Genomic DNA, 18732 nt, shown 5'->3' on the forward strand with positions numbered 1-18732 from the left:
GAATTTTCTATCAATCCTTTTGCTTAAATGTCTCAATCCAATCTTCAATGCTCATGTTATTCACACCCTCGTATTGTACGACTTTTGACAAAAATAGTTCTCCTTTCGTCAAGTGAAGGGTGACCTGAACCGCCAAAAGCAGAATGAGCTGAATGAGCACTGCTTTGAATAGCCATCTTTCCATTGTTTTCATACAAAAAGCCTCCAACGCTAGATTCTTTCTCTCTAGTATGGAAGCTTTTGACAACCTTTATTCTTATACTTTTTTCACACGTGTTAGAAGCTGCTGCTGGAAGCAGTACTTCATAATGTGTTGCTGGTGGTCGTTTGTGATTTCAGTAAATTCCATGATCGCTCTTGTTTTCCCGGTCTGATCATCTTGATAAACACGATTCATTTCTGCAATCGCTTTAATTTTCACTGGTTCTTTAAGTGAAAGTTCAAACTCTGTGACGACCTCGCCATATTCTTTTAGTGAGACACCTTCTGGAACAGCAATTGCTACACCGCCAGCACTCATATTGACAATAAATGTGTCGAAGGTTTCTTCACCATTTTGCGTTATGGACGCTTTCACCATCGTATCCACTCGAAGATATTCTCTTCGCTGAAGCCGAATCATTTCTTCTTTTGGCGGAATCGAAACGACAATCATAGGGATATCTTCTTTTCTTTTCCCAATGACTTTGCTTGTACATTTGTATGGAATTTGATTTTCATCGAAAAAGAAGACGGTGATTTCTGTTTCTTGATTTAAATAGATCGTGCGCCCCGTTTCTTTATCAGCTGGATAATTAATGCAAATATCATCGTTATTATTTTCCAAAACTTTCGATTTTGCAGTTTTCACTTCTTTGTTCTCATTGACATACTCAATTGTGATTGCATCCCCTATTTGTAACATTCCTCATCACTCTTTTCATCTGTGAAATCGTATCCTCTCTTATATTAAACCATGTATAAAACAAAAGGAAAAGGCTTATTCGCCTTTTCCTCGCTTCCTTTTCTACAGGTCTTTATATATAGGTTCTGCATTTTTTAGCTTATCTACTCTTTCTTCTTTTCCAGTATCTGCATTAATAAACATTCGGTATGTGTCGTTTTTAATGGTTCCTAAAAACTCATAGCAGAGAACTTCCTCTGACATATCATTTTGAACAAGAGCTACATGTGTATCCTCAATCTTCACATGTTTATTTAAGGTCTTTTCAGCTTCTTTTTGAGAAATCTTTGGTGCTTTTATGTCACGTTTTCTGTGATTCATTAAATAGTCTTTCGCTGAGAATCCCACAACCTCTCCATCATCTAAAGCGACTTTCATTCGAATGCTATCTGGATAAAGCAATACGTTATTCTGTAAAGGGACATAGGTAAATACGCCGATATTATCAAATTGCGCACTCTCATCTAAATGAAATGATTCAGTATCGAATCCATGCTTCTTTAAGAAACTTAGTGCTTTTTCTGAGGCATCATTTAAACTGATTTTTTGTTTTTTCACTTCACGGTTCTGAAGAAGATAGACAGGATGGCCGCCTTTTTCAGTCAAGTCTAAATAAAAGTTTGCTCGGCTATCTGGGTCTGACATTGACAGGCTGTAGACATCACGGTTCGTTTTACTCCCACTTTTTCTCACCTTGAAATCTTTGTTATGGTCAGGCGCAAATTGCTGGGCGATACGGATCGCTTCTTTTTTTGAAATCTTTTGCCCTTTTAAGTGATTGTAGCCTTGCGTTTCTGATTCAGTTGACACATTTGTAGGACCAAGATCAACATCTGCAAACGCATCAGCATTTCTCTCAACGGTTTTTAATCCGTCAATGATGGTGTTGTCGTTTTTTCGATCTCCATCAGCCAGTGCCATTTCAACATCCATCCATTTTAAATTTTTGTTGAGTACGAGATGCTGCACTTGTCTAAGTTCGTTTTGAATATCTGCCGCTTGATCATATAAAGTGGTAATGGTTTTGTGTGTATCTTTGTTTAATGATTCATCTGATAAAGATTTAAGTGACGATTTATAGCTAAAGTCACCGACATTCGCTAGAAACTCTTCTGTTTTGTTAAAAGGCATCAATGTGAGCGGAAGCTGGCTGACATTGTTATGCGCTTCTGATGACATTCTCCATACATCTGCAAGTGCTGGAGATATAGATGTTTGGCTGTTCATCGCAAGTGTTGCGCCAAGTTTATCGTGCAACTGATCGACTTGATACGTTAGATCATGGAAGGCTCTTTGATAGTTGTTCTCTGCATGAAGCAGCACTGCATCTTTTTCTTGATGCTCCTTATAGCCCCAGTATCCTGTTGAGATGACAGCAATTCCTAAAATAGCAATCAATATTCCTCTGATCATTTATTTACACCTCTTTTTATTCACAGAAAATATGTTTCCCGATTCGTTTAATTTGTGGCCTTCCCCAAATCCATGGGCTTGTCGCTGTATCAGGATTAAAGTAATAAACGGCGCTTTCAGATGGGTCCCAGCCATTAATGGCATCAAATACTGCCTTTTTAGCGGTTTCGTTTGGCGCCATATAAAATTGTCCATCTGCTACAGCAGTAAACGCAAGCGGTTCAAAAATGACACCAGCGATCGTGTTTGGAAAGGTCGGGTTGTTTAAACGGTTTAAGATGACGGCTGCGATCGCTACCTGTCCTTCATAAGGTTCACCTCTCGCTTCACTATAAACAGCTTGTGAAAGGAGCTGAATGTCATTGCTTGAAAAACCACCTGGCATGTTGGCTGCTGTTTGTTTCGGCGTTTGATTTGCTTGACCATTTCCTGACTGGTTTCCAGACGAGCTGTTTCCTCCGCTTTGACTTTTTTGATTCTCTTTTGCACCTTGTGCTGTCTTTTTTTGCGTGTTTCTTTGCGCAGGAGCCTTTGTTTGCTGATCAAGAGGTTTCCCGCCATAGTGCGTAAACTGATTCCCTTTTTGCAACTGCTGTTGCACAAACTCTTTATAGTATTTCGTCTTTTGAACTAATAGGCTTTTTGTTTTTTCCCCTACGAGTCCATCGACTTTCTTTACACCAAACTGGCTTTGAAAATTGCGCACGGCCCAGTAAGTTCCCCAGCCATACACCCCGTCTATTTTTCCATTGTAAAAACCATTGTATTGGAGCCTTGCCTGGAGCTCGACGACATCTTCTCCTGTAGCTCCCCGCTGAATCACTTGATTTGTGAAAGCATCACTTTTTTCAGCTGTCATCAATGAAGACGCGAGCAGAACAATTGAGAAGATAAGGACGATTTGTTTCATGAAACGAGCTTTGTCCATATTTGATCCTCCTGTACTTTTGATGTTTGAATATATGTTTCTTCCGATCCCTATTTTTATACATTCATCACAGGAGGGAATTGGATGGAAAAGACAAAAAACGCCCTAAAGACGTATAGGACGTTTTCCAATTTAAATTTGTACCATCTTCACCGCACGGGCTTTTTTGGCTTTCCGCAGACCAAACCACCATAAAAAAATCATGAACGGTAACATAATATATCCCCAATTTTTCATGCCAAGAAGAATGAAATCATATAAGCCATGAAAAAGGATAGGAAGTATTAAAGAGAGAATCAGCCATTTTCGCTGCTCTTTTTTATCAGAGAAGCGAGCTTTACCTATATAAAACCCCATCACCACACCAAATAAAGCGTGGCTTGATACAGGCAGCAAGGCACGTGTAAACGCGTACTCTACCCCATGACCAACTAAGTACAGAATATTTTCAAGTGTCGCAAATCCAAGCGAGACACTTGTTCCATAGACAATCCCGTCATAGTGTTCATCAAACTGTACGTGCGCATAGACACTGACCATTAAAATAAACCACTTTAATGATTCTTCTAAAAAACCCGATGTCACAAATGAAATCACGATAGGATTCGTGGCGATATTTTCCTCTTGGAGGACATACTGAATAAACATGGTTGGAAACACAAGTATGACACCTAGCATAAAAGATCTGATGACCATATGAACCGGCTCATTGTCGTATTGATCTTTCAAATAAAAATAACTTAAAAGTGCGATGCCGGGAGCTAAACCTGCTGAAATGATTGCGATCATAATCAGACCTCTTTCCCTACATTATCCTTTATTATCGTACCACGAATCACCCCTTTTTTATATGACTCGAGCCCATTTTCCCAAAAATAATCTTCTATATAATCCCAATTTACATAAAAAAGAACTGAATCCCTTAGAAGGACCCAGTTCTTTTTTTACCCGTTGATTCTTTTGTTGATTTCTTCTGCAATCAACCCGCCATGAAATCTTCCATTTTCAATGAAAATTTCGTTGGCGTTGTTACCAGCTGCAATAACCCCTGCAATGAAAATACCTTCTACATTTGTTTCCATTGTTTGTTCATCAAATGCTGGGCGGCCTGATTCTGGATCGATTGTTACACCCATTTTTTCTAAAAATGAATGATCAGGATGATAACCTGTCATCGCAAACACATAATCACTTTTCACTCGATCCGTTTGGCCCTGCTGGTTTGTAAAGACAACATCCTGTTCTGTGATTTCCTTCACCTCTGCACCAAACTCCATTCGAATGGTGCCATTTCGAACAAGCGCTTCAAACTCTGGTAAAATCCAAGGTTTGATGCTGGATGAATATTCAGTTCCTCTATATAAAACCGTCACCCTGCTTCCGCATTTCACAAGTTCTAGGGCAGCATCAACACTAGAGTTCTTCCCGCCGATCACCGTCACATCTTTATCAAAGTAGGGGTGTCCTTCTTTAAAATAATGATACACATGAGGAAGGTCTTCCCCTTTTACATTCATATAGTTAGGATGATCATAGTAGCCAGTCGCAATCACAACATAGTCACATGTATAGTCGTCTTTTGATGTATTTACCGTAAAACGGCCATCTTTTTTCGTCACAGCGTTTACCTTTTCAAAAGCATTCACACGAAGGCTTTTTCGTCTGACCACCTCTCGGTAATAGGAAAGCGCCTGAATACGAACGGGTTTCCGATTTTCAGTGATAAAAGCGACGTCACCGATCTCAAGCTTTTCACTTGTACTGAAGAAGGTTTGGTGTGTAGGGTAATGATAAATACTGTTGACCACATTGCCCTTTTCAATCACAAGTGCATCAATCCCAATTTGCTTGAATGCAATGGCAGCTGATAGACCGCACGGGCCTCCTCCTATTATGATCGCTTTTTCTTGTTTCATTTGTTCCACTCCTGTCGTTTCACTGCAATAACAATTGCTGGGCTGTTTGATTCTTTGCATGATTCCATAAAAAAATCTCCTATTTAAGGATAGGAGATTTTAAGGCGCGATGCAAATAAGTCGCTTAAATCCAGCCTCTGAATCGAGAAGCTTCAGCCATTTTACGTACACCGACCATATATGCTGCTAGTCGCATATCAATACGGCGGTTTTGCGCCATTTCATAAATATTATTAAATGATTTCACCATCATATCTTCTAAACGAGTTTCTACTTCTTCTTCTGTCCAGTAGAACCCTTGGTTATTCTGAACCCATTCAAAGTAAGAAACAGTCACTCCACCCGCACTTGCAAGTACGTCCGGAACAAGCAGTACACCACGATCTGAAAGAATTTTTGTCCCTTCCAATGTCGTTGGTCCATTTGCTGCTTCTACGACAATTTTGGCTTTAATGTTCGCCGCATTATCTTCTGTAATTTGATTTTCAATGGCTGCAGGTACTAAGATATCACAATCTAGCTCAAGCAGCTCTTGGTTTGTAATTGTATCATTAAATAATTTAGTGACGGTTCCAAAGCTGTCACGTCGGTCAAGCAAGTAGTCAATATCGAGACCATCTTCATCATACAAACCGCCGTAAGCATCTGAAATTCCTACGATTTTCGCTCCGGCATCATACATAAATTTAGCCAAGTAACTTCCTGCATTTCCGAATCCCTGAACGACAACACGAGCCCCATTGATGTCAATTCCTTTTTTCTTCGCCGCTTCTTTGATACAGATCGTTACACCTTTTGCCGTTGCAGTATCACGTCCATGTGAGCCTCCAAGAACAATTGGTTTTCCTGTAATAAATCCTGGCGAGTTAAATTCATCAATTCTAGAATACTCATCCATCATCCATGCCATGATTTGAGAGTTTGTAAACACATCTGGTGCTGGAACATCTTTTGTTGGTCCAACGATTTGGCTAATTGCGCGAACATAGCCGCGGCTTAGTTTTTCAAGCTCCCTAAATGACATTTCTCTTGGATCACAGATAATACCGCCTTTTCCTCCGCCATAAGGAAGATCCACAATACCACATTTTAAACTCATCCAAATTGAAAGCGCTTTTACTTCTTTTTCAGTAACGTTCGGGTGGAATCGAATTCCGCCTTTTGTTGGACCGACAGCATCATTATGCTGCGCACGATAACCAGTGAAAATTTTCACCGATCCATCATCCATACGTACTGGAATTTTGACCGTTAATAGGCGAATTGGCTCCTTCAGCAATTCATACACTTCTTGCGGATAGCCCAATTTATCAAGCGCTTTATGTATGACGGTTTGAGTTGACTTTAAAACATCTAGCTTATCTTCTGCGTTATGAGCGGCGTTTTGATCGGCTGCCATTAAAATAAACCCCCTAGAAATCTTTCATGATCTACTGCTCCCTTTCAAGCAATAGTATACACCTTCGTACTGGTAAAGCAAAGGTAAAAAGCGTTTTTTATCAAAATAAAATATCAGCGTTTATAAATATAAAAATGGATATAAAAAAATACTGTTGTTTCATCACAACAGTATTAAATATAATAGAAAAAAGTGATTAAAAATACAGTTGAATCGTTTTCACTGCATCTTCCTGCATGATCACTTTTCCGTATTCTTTTAACCGGTGAATGGTTAATGTCGTCGGAGAACCGAACTCCGCTAAAATAGAAATGACTGTATCTGCAGACAGTTCTTCGAAATCATCTAGGCTGAGAAAATATTGACCTTCATAGTGGTAAACTGTACCCCCTAAAAGTCCAATACGACTTAAACTATGGGACAGTTGAATCACATCTTCAAACGAGGCAAATTGATAGAGCACATGCTTGCTCTCGTCGAGCTTGACTTGCATCTCAATGTAATCTTCATCAAACTCATCATCAGCATCTTCCTGCTGACTCTTTGTCACAATGACGACCATCCCCTGCGCCTGAAGAGAAAATACTTCAACAGCAATCGGTCCATTCGCTTCAAAACCGAGCTCCTGATTCGCTTCGTTCATCATGTCTTTAAACAGCTGATGAACTTTGAACGAATCTTTCCAAAGGTCTTCTTTCGTAAGACCTCGGTCTGTCAGATCATCTAGTGTGAGAAAAATTTTGATTTTATTATAATTCAGACGCTCTAGCCGCATAACGTTCCCTCCTGCCTCTTCTAACACACATCATACTGTAGTATATGAGATGATGAGTCATAGGTTCTTAATTTTGTATTCAGTTTACACTGTGTCAAGACGGAAGACAAGCATGAAGCTATGCTTACGGTGACTTTTATGGAAAATATTGATGGGGCATCAACTTAGCGCGTTTTTAGCGGCATTAAATAGATCAGATGGGTTTCTGGTTCTGCTCCAAGACGCATCGGAATCTTTGTTGTTCCGTAACCATTACTAATCAGAAAGAAAGCACCTTTGACTTGGCCTGTTCTTCCTTTTTCATACGGACCAAATTTCCCAATACGAATTTGACCCCCATGGGTATGACCGCTCAAAACAAGATCAATTCCCTCTTCTTCACTCATCAAATGATGCACATCTGGGTTGTGTGATAAAAGGATATTCACGTCTTCTTTGACAAACTCCGGCCGTATCGCTTCATAATCTGCTTTTTCAAGCCGGATATCATCGATTCCGCCTATTTTAATGGGCTGTCCTTCAAAATTCCACACAGCCGTCTCATTTTGCAATGTCGTCACCTGATAGGTATGGAGGATGTCTTTGAGTTTTTGCTGATGCAGCTCATGGTCGTTATTCCCCCACACAAAATACACCGGGGCAATCCTTGCTAAACGTTTCACATTTTCTTCAACTCTAGCATAAGGGACTCCCTTTTCAGCTAAGTCCCCGCCGATCATAATGACATCAGGCTGCTGCTCTTTTACTTCCGCTAATAAAGTATCACTAATTAGACGGCGATGGGTATCAGAAATAAAAAAAATGACTGCAGGTCGATCTGACTGAAGTCCTTCTATTGTAAAGTAATGCTTTTTGATGTTGTTTTGTTTTGCCGTTTTCACCATTTTCGCTGTTACACACACACCTGTTGTCACAGCCGCTATGGCAGCAGTAAATCCGATGGCATATTTCATTATGAATGACTCCCTTGTATCAGCTTTCTTTTATAAGACGCTTGAATGAAAAAAGACGTTTCAACTGTTTAAACGTCTTTTGCTCATTTATTTACTTTCATAATAGAGATTGATATCATATTGCGTCTGCATGAAGTGGAAAACGGCCTCGCGCTCTTTCCATTGATTTGATTGAGGCCATAAATCTGTGCTTTTCTGTATAATTTCACATCTGAGCTTATGATATTCATCCTCAGCCTTTTCTTCTTTTTTCTTATAATAATACGATGCGTAAAAAGCAAACACTTCAGCCATGATCCAAAACAGAAACACCTCATGGCCAAGCAATGTGGCAATCATCGCTTCCGGCTGCAGGGAGCCCCCGCTATTAGCTGTTATCACAAAATAAAACAGAAGAATCGCAAGTGATAAAAGGGCTGTCCATTGCCACCTTTTGCATTGTTTTGCAAACCCCTCGTATTTGCGCTTCCTTTTGATCAATGTTTCAATCATTTTCTGTGTCGGCTGATCCATATAGCGGCTGATTGCGTGCAATGTCATCACATACACCCTTGTCCCTTTTTTCTACATATGTATGTGCTTTTCGATTCATTCATGTCAAATATTAATTTTCTAATGGGATATTCAATACTTGTCCGCTGTACACGCTATTTCCTTTTAAATGATTGTAAGCTCGAATTTTCTCTTCCCCTGATCGGTTTTGATAATACTTCATGGAAATTCGATACAAGTTTTCCTCTGGTCCAACAGTATGCTGCACGACACGAACAGGTTTTTCTTCCTGCTTCTTCTTCTCTTCTGCTTCTTTTCGCTTTTTCTCTTCCTGCTGTTTTTGAAGAGCGAGCTGTTGCTGCTCACGCTTTTTTGCAGCTTCGGCCTTTTCACGCTCAGCCTTCTCTTTAGCGGCTTGTTCTTTTTTCTTTTGCTCTGCTTTTTCTTTTGAACGCTGCTTTTCTTTATCAGCATCTTTCTTTTTCTTCTCATCATCAGACGCATCCGCTTTGTCAGCGCTTGAATCATTTTTTGTTTCAACAAGTGCTGACGGGACTGGATCTGTGTCAGCACTCGATGTTTTATCAATATAAACACCTTGATTGTTGTTATCGTTAATTTCCTTTGATGTGTAATAAATCAACAGGAAGAAAACCGTGACGACAATAATAGGAAAGATAATAGCCAGTGTCGTAAACAATGGATTACGCACCTTTTTGGTTCGCTGCTTTTTATATTCATGAAAATCTTCTCGTGTAGGAAAGTGAGAGTCATCTGAAGGATGCACTTTTTCTTCTTCAAGATTTTTCTCTACATCATCATCATGGATGTTTGTCAGCTGCTGCTTTTTTCTCTTCATTCTCGACATTTCTTCCATGTTCATCCCTCCCCCAATATTTAAAACGAATTTGACATGCAAAGACTAGGTCAATGACAAAGTGTGTCATGACAGGAACGAATAAATTCCCTGTCCACTCGTATAAAAGTCCTAAAAAAATACTAATAGAAACCACAAGGATAAACAAGAGTATTTTTGACAAATAGCGAAAGTGAAGAAGTGCAAACACAATGCTTGCAATCTCCAGTCCAAATTGCTGCTGAACGATCCCGCGAAATAAAATTTCTTCTGAAAAGGCAATGAGCAGCGTTAACCAAACAATATGCAGAATGCTGCGGTTTTTGAACATTTTTTCATTTAATCCGCCATCATCATACATATGAGCCGGAAACACCTTCATGACAATAGCGTCGACAATAATCACAAGCAAAGCGCCGCCAATTCCGTAAGTCAGGATACGCATATCTCGGATCTGCCATAAGGCTGTAAAATCAGTCCAATGATCAAACATAAACATCCCTAGTAAAAAAGAGACAATCAGCATGAGCAGCTGTGTGAAATACAACTGTTCTACTACTTGTCGATCGGTTAATTTTTCAATAATACGGCGATGTTGTTCAATCAATGCTGCGCCTCTTTTGTCAGGTGAAACAGACGATCCAGCTCGGTCTTCCAGTGTTTCATTTCATTCAGCTCCAATGGTTGATCTTTTTTTTCGTAATCAGACAGGTCAAGTCCGCATGAAGAGCAGCAGTTCCCAAAGGAAGCGTCCTCCGTTAGATCAAGCTGCTCATCAAAGTATGATAACAGAGATTGCCTAAAGCAGCGATGGCCAGTGATATGCTCTTTAAACTGCCACACTTTTTTTAGCTTTTCTGTTTGTCTATCCTGCAGCTTTTCTTTCAGCTTCTTCATGAGCAAACGGGGCTGTTCAGTTTGGTACATCGTGTAATAATGCGAGAGCATTCGCGCGCGCGTCTCCTGAAGCCCTGCTTCCATCAATTGTTCACGTAATTTCTTTTCATCATTTATCGGCATGTGTGATAATCGGGCTAAGAAAAAATCAATTTCTGGATCATCAAAACCTTCTGCTTGAATCAAATGACTTTGAATATCCGCATCCTCTTCTGTATATAAAAGAACGCTCACACTATTTTTCCCGTCCCGTCCAGCTCTTCCAATTTCCTGCATAAATGCTTCAATTGACTGAGGCGGACTCATATGAATCACAAAGCGTATATTTGCTTTATCAATTCCCATTCCAAAAGCACTTGTACAGCAAATGAGATCAATTTGACCACTGATAAATTGCTGCTGGATCAGCATGCGGTCTCCTGACTCCATTCCACCATGATAAAACTCTACACGTTGATTCGTTTTTTGTTTCACCAAACGTGAAATATCTTCTGTCATTTGCCGGGTCGGACAATAAATCAGCCCAGGCCCTTGAAGGGTTTCCACAAGCTCCAGTGCTCGTTTCTCTTTTGCTTCTTTCGTTTCATGTGCCTCTTTTAATAGTGCAATATTCGGCCGGTTGACTGAATGAATATGAACATCTGGATGCTCTAGCCGCAATGTTTGCACAGTATCTTTTAAGGTTTGTTTCGTTGCAGTTGCCGTTAGTGCTAAGGCGACAGGATTGCCGAGCGCTTCCCTCCATTCCCCAAGCTTGGAGTATTCCGGGCGGAAATCATGTCCCCATTCCGATATACAGTGAGCTTCATCTACAACGAATAGACCCACATGCATCGCTTTGAGCTGCTCTACCAATACCTCTGACATAAGCGCCTCAGGTGCGACAAATAAAAATTTATATGATGGCAAATGCCGAATAATATGTCTTCTTTCCTGAAAGGACAGTGTACTGTTAAGCGCAGCCACTCGCTTTTCACCGCGCATTTTCATGCGTTCTACTTGATCTTCCATGAGTGATAAAAGAGGTGAAATGATCAGCACTAACCCGTCTGTCAAATAGCCCGGAATTTGATAACAAAGTGACTTCCCGCCACCAGTAGGAAGCATGGCAACCGTATCTTTTTGTTGAAGTACACTTCGAATAATGTCCTCCTGACCTGTTTTGAAGGCATCATAACCAAAGTATCCCATCAGCGTCTGATGAAGCTTATCCACTTGCTTTCACCATCCTTGTCAATGCCAATCGTATTTGAAAATAAGTAAATGAATGCTCGAGACTTTCTTTGATCAGCTTCATCTTGTTGGTTTGGAGCTGACCGGCTACCTCATGTATCGCCTTTTGAGCTTCACTGCTGACATATGGTTCGATCGAGAAGCTCGGCTCATGTATCGAGAGCTCCACAATATGATCTTCAATTGTCGCTTTTTTTAATGAACGAATATGAGCAATTTGATCAATACTGAATCCTTTTTGTACAAGCTCAAGCGTTTTATGGGTAGAGGTGGTCAGCACACGTTTGAATTGAAGATCGTCTATCATTCGCTGGATGATCGGCGCCTCACCTTTTTGCGCACATTGAATAAAATAATGGAGCACATTCCAAAAAAGCAAGTAAACATACCATACATCTTCTTTCATCCATTCCGCCATTTGCTGGTATGTCCGTCCGATTCTTTCATTGGAAGTCAATGAATAAACAAAAAGCAGTGCCTCTTGATCAGTTAAATGAGCAAGAAGTGTTTCAAGCTCATGATGGATATCTTCAGAAAGCTTTTTCTTCTGGTGATATTGCGAGAAGAAGGATTTTGTCCAGTTTTGAACCGATATATCTCTTTGAATCGGCACATAGTGTTGTGACCCCGCTGCATGATGTGAAAGGACCTGCACAAGTAAAGACAGTCTCATCCATAACGCCTTTGCTTTATCATGATACTTGGCACCATTAAAATAAACTGGCATCGGTTTTTCAGTGAAACACTGCCTGAGCATACTTATTCCTGCATCTGTGGCGATGAATGTATCCCCTGTCTTTCTGATGAAGTGCTGCTCTTTTAGCCTTTGTACAGAGCGGTTCAACTGATCCCTCGTAAAAGCTGGATAGCAGCCGAAGTAGCTAGAAAGCTGAAACAAACTTGCATCCTGTATCGTTTGTGAAGATTTTTTTCCTTTAAAAAGATGGTAGACAGCACTAATGGAGCGTTCGCCGTTCAATTTATGTACGCTGTCCATCAACATGACATCCAAGTAATGAATCGTCATTGACCAAAGCACCTGTCTTCCTGACAAAATTCGAATATTTTCTCCCTTTATTTTAACAGATTTCATTGAAGAAGAAATGTTTAAACTCAATTAATGGGGGAAAGTTATGAACAAACCCTTATGTGATAAGCATTCTCAATCACTTTACAGTTGAAATGTGAATTTAAAATCATTACAATAAGGTTTGAGGAAATTGGTTTTTTATCGGTGAAACTAAAAAGGTTAAACCATTTGTTCCATCGAACAATCTGGGAGGTATTTTTTTAACATGGCAAAATATACAATTGTAGACAAAGACACATGTATTGCTTGCGGCGCATGCGGTGCAGCTGCTCCAGACATTTATGATTATGATGATGAAGGCATTGCATTTGTCACGCTTGATGACAATCAGGGGACTGTAGAAGTTCCAGAAGTACTTGAAGAAGATATGCTTGATGCATTTGAAGGTTGCCCAACTGACTCAATCAAAGTTGCGGACGAATCTTTCGATGGTGATCCACTTAAGCATGAATAGGATAAAAGCCCCTTTTAAAGGGGCTTTTTTTATATTAACTATTTTGAAGTCGGCGTTTATTTTCAAACCATGGACGCATTTTGACAAAAATGAAACTAAAGACGATGGTAATGATGATTCCTTTAATCAGGTTAAAAGGCAAGATCCCTGCTGTAATGGTTGCCTTTAGCACATGATCTGACAGGACGGGTGCATTCAAAAACCATGTATAAGCAGGAAGGAACAAGAAATAGTTTAAGATGCTCATCATGACTGTCATGAGTAATGTTCCGAGGATCATGGACCATGCTAACCCTCTTGCTGATTTAATCTTTTTAAAAATAAAAGCCACAGGTAAGATGAATAGTACACCTGCTGTAAAATTCGCTACTTGATCCACAGGCACACCGGACATGCTACCATGAATGAGGTAGTGCAGTAAATTCTTTAAAGCTTCAACAGCAATCCCAGCACCTGGCCCATAAATTAAAATCGCAATAATCGCAGGAATATCACTAAAATCAATTTTTAAATACCCAGGAAGCCCAGGGAAAGGGAAATTCAATAACATTAATACAAATGCGATACTGCTAAGCATGCTGATGACAACTAAACGTTTTACTTTACTTTGATTCAATATTCTCTCTCCTTTTCGATCAAATCTTTCGAAAAGAGGATTGTTCAATTTTAGCCACAAAAAAACCGCTCTGAATACATACACAGGAGCGGGAAATTTAGGCTACACAAATAAACGTATAAACAGACATGTTTTCAACGTTTACGAACCTCCATCTTCTCCCATCCAGACTATACTGTCGGCTTCGGAATCACACCGAATCCTGCCAAAAAAGGCTCGCGGGCTTAGAGACTATGCCTCATCACCGCCGGTAGGGAATTACACCCTGCCCCGAAGATTGATCATTATTCAATTCGACATCATTATATATGATATATGAGCATTTGTACAGATAAAAATCCTGAGCAAATTCATCAGTTTTAAGAAGTCGTAAAAAACCTAAAATTTATAATGACAAATGCGTAAAAATTGGGTATCTTTTGTTTAAAGGTGTCCATTCTCGATCAAGACACTAAAAAATGTTCGTGTTTTCTTTTTCGCTTTACTGCTTTAATTTGATTGACACAGTGAAAAGGAATATGGTAAATTATCAGATATTTATGACGTTTATTTTAGGAGGAAATCTTACGATGTTTCGAGTATTAGTCTCAGATAAGATGAGCAATGATGGTCTTTTACCACTATTAGAATCAGATTTTGTTGAAATTGTTCAAAAAAATGTAACAGAAGCAGAAGATGAATTACACACGTTTGATGCCTTACTTGTCAGAAGTGCCACAAAAGTAACAAAAGAACTTTATGAAAAAATGACTTCATTAAAAATTGTTGGTCGTGCCGGTGTGGGAGTCGACAACATTGACATTGATGAAGCAACAAAACATGGTGTGATTGTCATCAATGCGCCAAATGGGAATACGATTTCAACGGCAGAGCATACGTTTGCGATGATCTCATCTCTCATGCGTCATATTCCTCAAGCCAATATTTCTGTTAAATCAAAAGAATGGAACAGAGGCGCATATGTCGGTGCTGAGCTTTACGGAAAATCTCTTGGGATTGTTGGCTTAGGCAGAATTGGAAGTGAAATCGCCCAGCGTGCAAGAGCATTTGGCATGACCGTCAACGTATTTGACCCTTTCCTCACAAAAGAACGTGCCGAAAAAATTGGTGTCAATGCAAAATCACTTGATGAAGTGCTTGAAGTATCAGATATTATTACGGTACATACACCTTTAACAAAAGAAACTAGAGGACTTCTCAATAAAGAAACAATCGCAAAAACGAAAAAAGGTGTTCGTCTAGTGAACTGTGCACGCGGCGGTATCATTGACGAACGCGACCTTCTTGAAGCACTTGAAAATGGTCATGTCGCAGGGGCTGCTCTCGATGTATTTGAAGTAGAACCACCTACTGAGAATCCACTTGTGGATCATCCAAACGTCATTGCCACTCCGCATCTTGGTGCATCTACAAAAGAAGCACAATTAAATGTAGCGGCACAAGTCTCTGAAGAAGTTCTTCAATTTGCAAAAGGACTCCCGGTCATGTCATCTATTAATCTACCAGCGATGACAAAAGACGAGTTCAAGAAAATCCAGCCTTATCATCAATTTGCAGGAAAACTTGGACGTCTTGTTTCTCAATCGATGAGAGAACCTGTAAAAGAAGTCAGCATTTCATATGAAGGATCTATCGCAAAACTCGAAACATCATTTATTACAAAAAGTCTGCTTTCTGGCTTTTTGAAAGAGCGTGTCGATTCGACTGTAAATGAAGTCAATGCTGGTATGGTGGCAAAAGAACGCGGCATTAGCTTTAGCGAGAAAATTTCTTCAAGCGAATCTGGCTATGAGAACAGCATTTCCATTGAAGTCAAAGGTGACCTTTCCACCTTTACATTAAAAGCAACGTATATCCCGCATCTAGGTGAACGTGTCGTTTCTATTAATGGTTTCAATATTGACTTTTACCCAGATGGACACCTTGTCTATATTCAGCACACTGACGCACCTGGTGTGATCGGTCAAGTTGGAAAGATTTTAGGCGACCACGATGTGAACATTGCGACAATGCAAGTAGGCCGTAAAGAAAAAGGCGGCGAAGCCATCATGATGCTTTCTTTTGATAAGCACCTTGAAGATGAAATTGTCCAAACGTTAACTAAAGTGAGCGATATTCTTTCTGTACGTCTGATTGACCTATAAAAAAATGGTAAACCTCATGCAAAAGCATGAGGTTTATTTTGTTGAAACGATTAAACGTTCACCTGTCCGTATGAGATGCGTTGTCAGTGCATTGATTTTCTTCAATTGATCAACGGTCATTTGATGTGCTTTAGCAATGGACCAGAGCGTGTCCCCTCGTTGTATGACATATGTATGTTTCTCATATCCATCTACATGAAGGGCTGGCTCTTGGAAACGATCTCTTGCAATGATTGTGAGCGGATCTACTGCATCTTCTTTATTAACTGACCAATTACCCCTGTGCACCTCAAAATGCAAATGAGTGCCCCTAGAAGCGCCTGTGTTGCCTATGATGCCGATCGGCTGCCCTGTTTGTACATGGTCACCATTCTTTACAAAACGCGCATTTAAATGCGCATAGACGGTTTCATATCCATTTGGATGCCGAATAAATACAACTTCTCCATAAGTAGCAGATACATAGGAACGAGTAACCACACCTTCGCTTGCAGCAAAAATGGATTCTCCTTCTGGTGCAGCAATGTCTAACCCCTTATGCGAACCACCTCTTGTCCCAAACAAATCAGTGACTTCACCTTTGATTGGTTCCACCCACTCGGTTGTTTTCTCTGCATGGGCAAACGGTGATAAGGTCAAGAACAAGAAACAGCTAGCACATATGTAGCAATACCTTTTCATCAGTGACTTCCCTTCTTTGAAGTTCTTTTCATGACAGCTTAGTATACCTCAAGGAAGCCCTTTTCTATACATGAAAAAAGAACGCAATAAGTGGCGTCCTCAGATTGTTGACAAAGGGCTAAAATGAACTTGATTTTAGCCCTTTGTCTTCTTTTCAGCGTGATAGAAAACCTTTGCAGTCTAGGAAGGACGAGCACCGGAGCAGAGCGAATTTGACATTCGTGAGTACCGGAGCGCAGGACTGACAAAGAATGCGAGGGTTTGTCTACACGCTGAGAACGCAATAAGTTGCGTCCTTTAGCGTTCTTTGATAACAACTGGGTTTGGCAGTGCCGGTACCTCTAGCGGTTCTTTTAATTCATATGGGCCTACTTGATCTGTTCCTGCATTTTGTATCGTGACATCTGTAAAACCGAAATCTTTCGCTGTGAGCAGCAGTCCTTCAATAAGTAAAATATGATCAATTGAGTCCGTTAATTGTACTGATGCTCCAAACGTGATGGTTGCATGTTTTCCTTTTGTTGTCACCTTTTGAACAGGCTCTTCTTTAATGAGTGGATCGAGTCCTGCATCATTCGCCCGCTTCATCGCCTCTACCGCATCTTTATAAGAAGGATAATCATCTTTTGACGGCACCAAAAATGTCCCGCTCTTATTTTCTAAAACGTAGTAAGCGTGCTTTGTTTGTTTATTAATTGAAATGGTACCAAGACGGCCATTCGTCCCTAATTGAAGGTGCGAGCCATTGACAGACTTGACCTGTACTTGTTTATATTGGCTCCATTTTAACGTTTCTTTGACCATGTCTTTAAAACGGTTGGCTTCTTTTAATGTATCAAGAGACAAATCATTTTTCAGCTGAAAAATCAGTGTGTCCCCTTTTTCACTCACATCCACCATATCCATATAGGCTTGAAGAGGTTTTGTCATTTCAGGCAGCTCCAGTTTTTCGTATGTATCAAGAAGCGCCTGCACATCGTCATGCTTATTTTCTTTTTGAATACTGATTGGGACAACTTGAGAAGTCGATTCATCTATGTATGAAATCGTCATATACTTTTCTTTGTCAGATGCATAAGCAACATGTGAAGGATCATTTGTGTTTTTTACCGCCTCTAATGTAGCATTCACCTGTCCTTTTTCAGCACTCGAGTCCATTTTCACTTTCTTTATATCTTGAGCAGCCGGCTGAAATAAATGAGGAGAAATCAAAAACGCCATAAATAAGACCACAACGGTTGCGACCGCTGGACCGATCCATCTGGCACTTTTCTTTTTCTTCCCGCTTGCCATCAGCATTTGCTGGTAAATCTGCTTAGATGAACGGTTGTCCTCCACCTTTGGAAGCTGACTGAGTAATACTTTAATTCGTTCTTCGCTCCAATTGGACCTGTTCGTTTTCATTCACTAGCTCCTCCTTCAAAAGCTCCATATGTTTTCGGAGCACTTTCAGGCCTCGGTGCTGCGTTGTTTTGACTTTGCTTTCCGAGAACTTTAGCGCCTTGGCCGTCTCCATGATTGAGTAGCCTTGGATAAACCTTAAAATGATGACGGCTCGTTGATCAATGGTGCAATGATCAAGTGCGGCATAAATTTCTTTAATATTTTCATCCTGTACAGCCAATTCATCTGGGAGCAGGTCTGGATCTTTTACATCCTGTTTATCCCAATCAAACGTGCCGAGCACCCGTTGTCTGATGGTTTGCTGTTTGCGAAACCAGTCAATTGCTACATGCCTTGCAATTGAAAACAGCCATGTTTTCTCGCTGCTTCTTCCTTCAAAAGTTTTATATGAGTGAAGTACCCGAATGTAAACCTCCTGCACGAGATCCTCTGCCTGATTTTTATCTTTTACCATATAAAATAAAAATTGGTACAAATCTTGATGGTACGAATCATATATTTTTTGAAAGGTTTCATGCATAGGAAACCCCTCCGTTCA

20 protein-coding genes and 1 riboswitch are annotated in these 18732 nt (G+C 40.2%); of the genes, 2 read left to right on the forward strand and 18 right to left on the reverse strand.

All coding sequences use genetic code 11. The features are described from left to right. Positions 1-10: 10 nt before the first annotated feature. From NST01_RS10455 to NST01_RS10520, 14 genes are all read right to left on the reverse strand, one after another. Positions 11-193 (reverse strand): YpfB family protein, encoded by a 183-nt coding sequence (locus tag NST01_RS10455; protein WP_008344514.1) that lies wholly within the window; start codon positions 191-193, stop codon positions 11-13. Positions 194-256: 63 nt separating this feature from the next. Further along, positions 257-904 (reverse strand): flagellar brake protein, encoded by a 648-nt coding sequence (locus NST01_RS10460; RefSeq protein WP_046343862.1) that lies wholly within the window; start codon positions 902-904, stop codon positions 257-259. A gap of 102 nt (positions 905-1006) precedes the next feature. Beyond that, a complete protein-coding gene (ypeB, locus tag NST01_RS10465; protein ID WP_213406835.1) occupies positions 1007-2356 on the reverse strand; it encodes a germination protein YpeB in 1350 nt (449 codons plus the stop codon). A gap of 16 nt (positions 2357-2372) precedes the next feature. Beyond that, positions 2373-3284, reverse strand: coding sequence for a spore cortex-lytic enzyme (sleB, locus tag NST01_RS10470; RefSeq protein WP_341041914.1), 912 nt, complete (start codon positions 3282-3284; stop codon positions 2373-2375). Positions 3285-3416: 132 nt separating this feature from the next. Next, positions 3417-4073 carry a glutamic-type intramembrane protease PrsW gene (gene prsW / locus NST01_RS10475; protein WP_008344507.1) on the reverse strand — a complete coding sequence of 219 codons (657 nt, stop codon included), beginning with the start codon at positions 4071-4073 and terminating at the stop codon, positions 3417-3419. Between the two features lie 155 nt (positions 4074-4228). Next, entirely contained in the window at positions 4229-5200 is a 972-nt protein-coding gene (locus NST01_RS10480; RefSeq protein ID WP_017367512.1) for a YpdA family putative bacillithiol disulfide reductase, read from the reverse strand. 124 nt (positions 5201-5324) lie between these two features. Beyond that, complete coding sequence (locus tag NST01_RS10485; RefSeq protein WP_007500982.1) at positions 5325-6599, reverse strand: Glu/Leu/Phe/Val family dehydrogenase; 1275 nt, start codon at positions 6597-6599, stop codon at positions 5325-5327. Between the two features lie 196 nt (positions 6600-6795). Continuing rightward, entirely contained in the window at positions 6796-7374 is a 579-nt protein-coding gene (locus NST01_RS10490) for a genetic competence negative regulator (RefSeq protein ID WP_007500984.1), read from the reverse strand. Positions 7375-7538: 164 nt separating this feature from the next. Continuing rightward, a complete protein-coding gene (locus tag NST01_RS10495) occupies positions 7539-8327 on the reverse strand; it encodes a metallophosphoesterase (RefSeq protein WP_017367513.1) in 789 nt (262 codons plus the stop codon). A gap of 87 nt (positions 8328-8414) precedes the next feature. Then, positions 8415-8867 (reverse strand): DUF2663 family protein, encoded by a 453-nt coding sequence (locus tag NST01_RS10500; protein WP_007500988.1) that lies wholly within the window; start codon positions 8865-8867, stop codon positions 8415-8417. 64 nt (positions 8868-8931) lie between these two features. Next, positions 8932-9696: a LysM peptidoglycan-binding domain-containing protein gene (locus tag NST01_RS10505; protein WP_072368261.1), complete on the reverse strand. Its 765-nt coding sequence runs from the start codon at positions 9694-9696 to the stop codon at positions 8932-8934. After that, positions 9641-10282, reverse strand: coding sequence for a CPBP family intramembrane glutamic endopeptidase (locus tag NST01_RS10510; RefSeq protein WP_017359770.1), 642 nt, complete (start codon positions 10280-10282; stop codon positions 9641-9643). Before NST01_RS10510 ends, NST01_RS10505 begins: the two co-directional genes overlap by 56 nt. Next, entirely contained in the window at positions 10279-11787 is a 1509-nt protein-coding gene (locus NST01_RS10515; RefSeq protein WP_025207557.1) for a RecQ family ATP-dependent DNA helicase, read from the reverse strand. The genes NST01_RS10510 and NST01_RS10515 overlap by 4 nt, the downstream gene beginning before the upstream one ends. Next, on the reverse strand, positions 11780-12832 hold the full coding sequence (locus tag NST01_RS10520) for a helix-turn-helix domain-containing protein (protein ID WP_025207558.1): 1053 nt from the start codon (positions 12830-12832) through the stop codon (positions 11780-11782). The genes NST01_RS10515 and NST01_RS10520 overlap by 8 nt, the downstream gene beginning before the upstream one ends. A 268-nt stretch (positions 12833-13100) precedes the next feature. Here NST01_RS10520 and NST01_RS10525 point away from each other — a divergent pair, with 268 nt between their 5' ends. Beyond that, positions 13101-13349 (forward strand): ferredoxin, encoded by a 249-nt coding sequence (locus NST01_RS10525; protein ID WP_008361239.1) that lies wholly within the window; start codon positions 13101-13103, stop codon positions 13347-13349. A 34-nt stretch (positions 13350-13383) separates the two neighbouring features. Here NST01_RS10525 and NST01_RS10530 read toward each other — a convergent pair whose 3' ends face one another. After that, a complete protein-coding gene (locus NST01_RS10530) occupies positions 13384-13965 on the reverse strand; it encodes an ECF transporter S component (RefSeq protein ID WP_008344490.1) in 582 nt (193 codons plus the stop codon). Positions 13966-14114: 149 nt separating this feature from the next. Further along, positions 14115-14247: riboswitch (FMN riboswitch) on the reverse strand. Positions 14248-14534: 287 nt separating this feature from the next. Between NST01_RS10530 and serA the strand changes: the two genes are divergently transcribed. Beyond that, the gene (gene serA / locus NST01_RS10535; protein ID WP_008344488.1) at positions 14535-16109 is read left to right on the forward strand and encodes a phosphoglycerate dehydrogenase; all 1575 of its coding nucleotides are present in this window, start codon (positions 14535-14537) and stop codon (positions 16107-16109) included. Positions 16110-16142: 33 nt separating this feature from the next. Here the strand turns inward: serA and NST01_RS10540 are convergent, their stop codons facing one another. The 3 genes from NST01_RS10540 to sigX all read right to left on the reverse strand — a co-directional run bounded on the left by NST01_RS10540 (position 16143) and on the right by sigX (position 18714). Next, positions 16143-16790, reverse strand: coding sequence for a M23 family metallopeptidase (locus NST01_RS10540; RefSeq protein ID WP_241511247.1), 648 nt, complete (start codon positions 16788-16790; stop codon positions 16143-16145). 297 nt (positions 16791-17087) lie between these two features. Further along, positions 17088-18194, reverse strand: coding sequence for a sigma X negative regulator (locus NST01_RS10545; protein ID WP_079920138.1), 1107 nt, complete (start codon positions 18192-18194; stop codon positions 17088-17090). After that, on the reverse strand, positions 18154-18714 hold the full coding sequence (sigX, locus tag NST01_RS10550) for an RNA polymerase sigma factor SigX (RefSeq protein WP_007501006.1): 561 nt from the start codon (positions 18712-18714) through the stop codon (positions 18154-18156). Before sigX ends, NST01_RS10545 begins: the two co-directional genes overlap by 41 nt. Between the last annotated feature and the right edge of the window lie 18 nt (positions 18715-18732).

Origin of the sequence: Bacillus sp. FSL R7-0166 (assembly GCF_038008935.1) — a bacterium.
In the GTDB taxonomy this organism is placed as follows: Bacteria; Bacillota; Bacilli; order Bacillales; family Bacillaceae; genus Bacillus; species Bacillus altitudinis.

Excerpts from the sequence above, each read along its gene's own strand:
- prsW (WP_008344507.1), bottom strand. The coding sequence starts at position 4,073 with ATGATCGCAATCATTTCAGCAGGTTTAGCTCCCGGCATCGCACTTTTA.
- ypeB (WP_213406835.1), bottom strand. The coding sequence starts at position 2,356 with ATGATCAGAGGAATATTGATTGCTATTTTAGGAATTGCTGTCATCTCA.
- NST01_RS10455 (WP_008344514.1), bottom strand. The coding sequence starts at position 193 with ATGAAAACAATGGAAAGATGGCTATTCAAAGCAGTGCTCATTCAGCTC.
- NST01_RS10545 (WP_079920138.1), bottom strand. The coding sequence starts at position 18,194 with ATGAAAACGAACAGGTCCAATTGGAGCGAAGAACGAATTAAAGTATTA.
- NST01_RS10505 (WP_072368261.1), bottom strand. The coding sequence starts at position 9,696 with ATGGAAGAAATGTCGAGAATGAAGAGAAAAAAGCAGCAGCTGACAAAC.
- NST01_RS10485 (WP_007500982.1), bottom strand. The coding sequence starts at position 6,599 with ATGGCAGCCGATCAAAACGCCGCTCATAACGCAGAAGATAAGCTAGAT.
- NST01_RS10525 (WP_008361239.1), top strand. The coding sequence starts at position 13,101 with ATGGCAAAATATACAATTGTAGACAAAGACACATGTATTGCTTGCGGC.
- NST01_RS10480 (WP_017367512.1), bottom strand. The coding sequence starts at position 5,200 with ATGAAACAAGAAAAAGCGATCATAATAGGAGGAGGCCCGTGCGGTCTA.
- NST01_RS10540 (WP_241511247.1), bottom strand. The coding sequence starts at position 16,790 with ATGAAAAGGTATTGCTACATATGTGCTAGCTGTTTCTTGTTCTTGACC.
- NST01_RS10500 (WP_007500988.1), bottom strand. The coding sequence starts at position 8,867 with ATGACATTGCACGCAATCAGCCGCTATATGGATCAGCCGACACAGAAA.
- NST01_RS10490 (WP_007500984.1), bottom strand. The coding sequence starts at position 7,374 with ATGCGGCTAGAGCGTCTGAATTATAATAAAATCAAAATTTTTCTCACA.
- NST01_RS10495 (WP_017367513.1), bottom strand. The coding sequence starts at position 8,327 with ATGAAATATGCCATCGGATTTACTGCTGCCATAGCGGCTGTGACAACA.
- NST01_RS10460 (WP_046343862.1), bottom strand. The coding sequence starts at position 904 with ATGTTACAAATAGGGGATGCAATCACAATTGAGTATGTCAATGAGAAC.
- sleB (WP_341041914.1), bottom strand. The coding sequence starts at position 3,284 with ATGGACAAAGCTCGTTTCATGAAACAAATCGTCCTTATCTTCTCAATT.
- sigX (WP_007501006.1), bottom strand. The coding sequence starts at position 18,714 with ATGCATGAAACCTTTCAAAAAATATATGATTCGTACCATCAAGATTTG.
- serA (WP_008344488.1), top strand. The coding sequence starts at position 14,535 with ATGTTTCGAGTATTAGTCTCAGATAAGATGAGCAATGATGGTCTTTTA.
- NST01_RS10520 (WP_025207558.1), bottom strand. The coding sequence starts at position 12,832 with ATGACGATTCATTACTTGGATGTCATGTTGATGGACAGCGTACATAAA.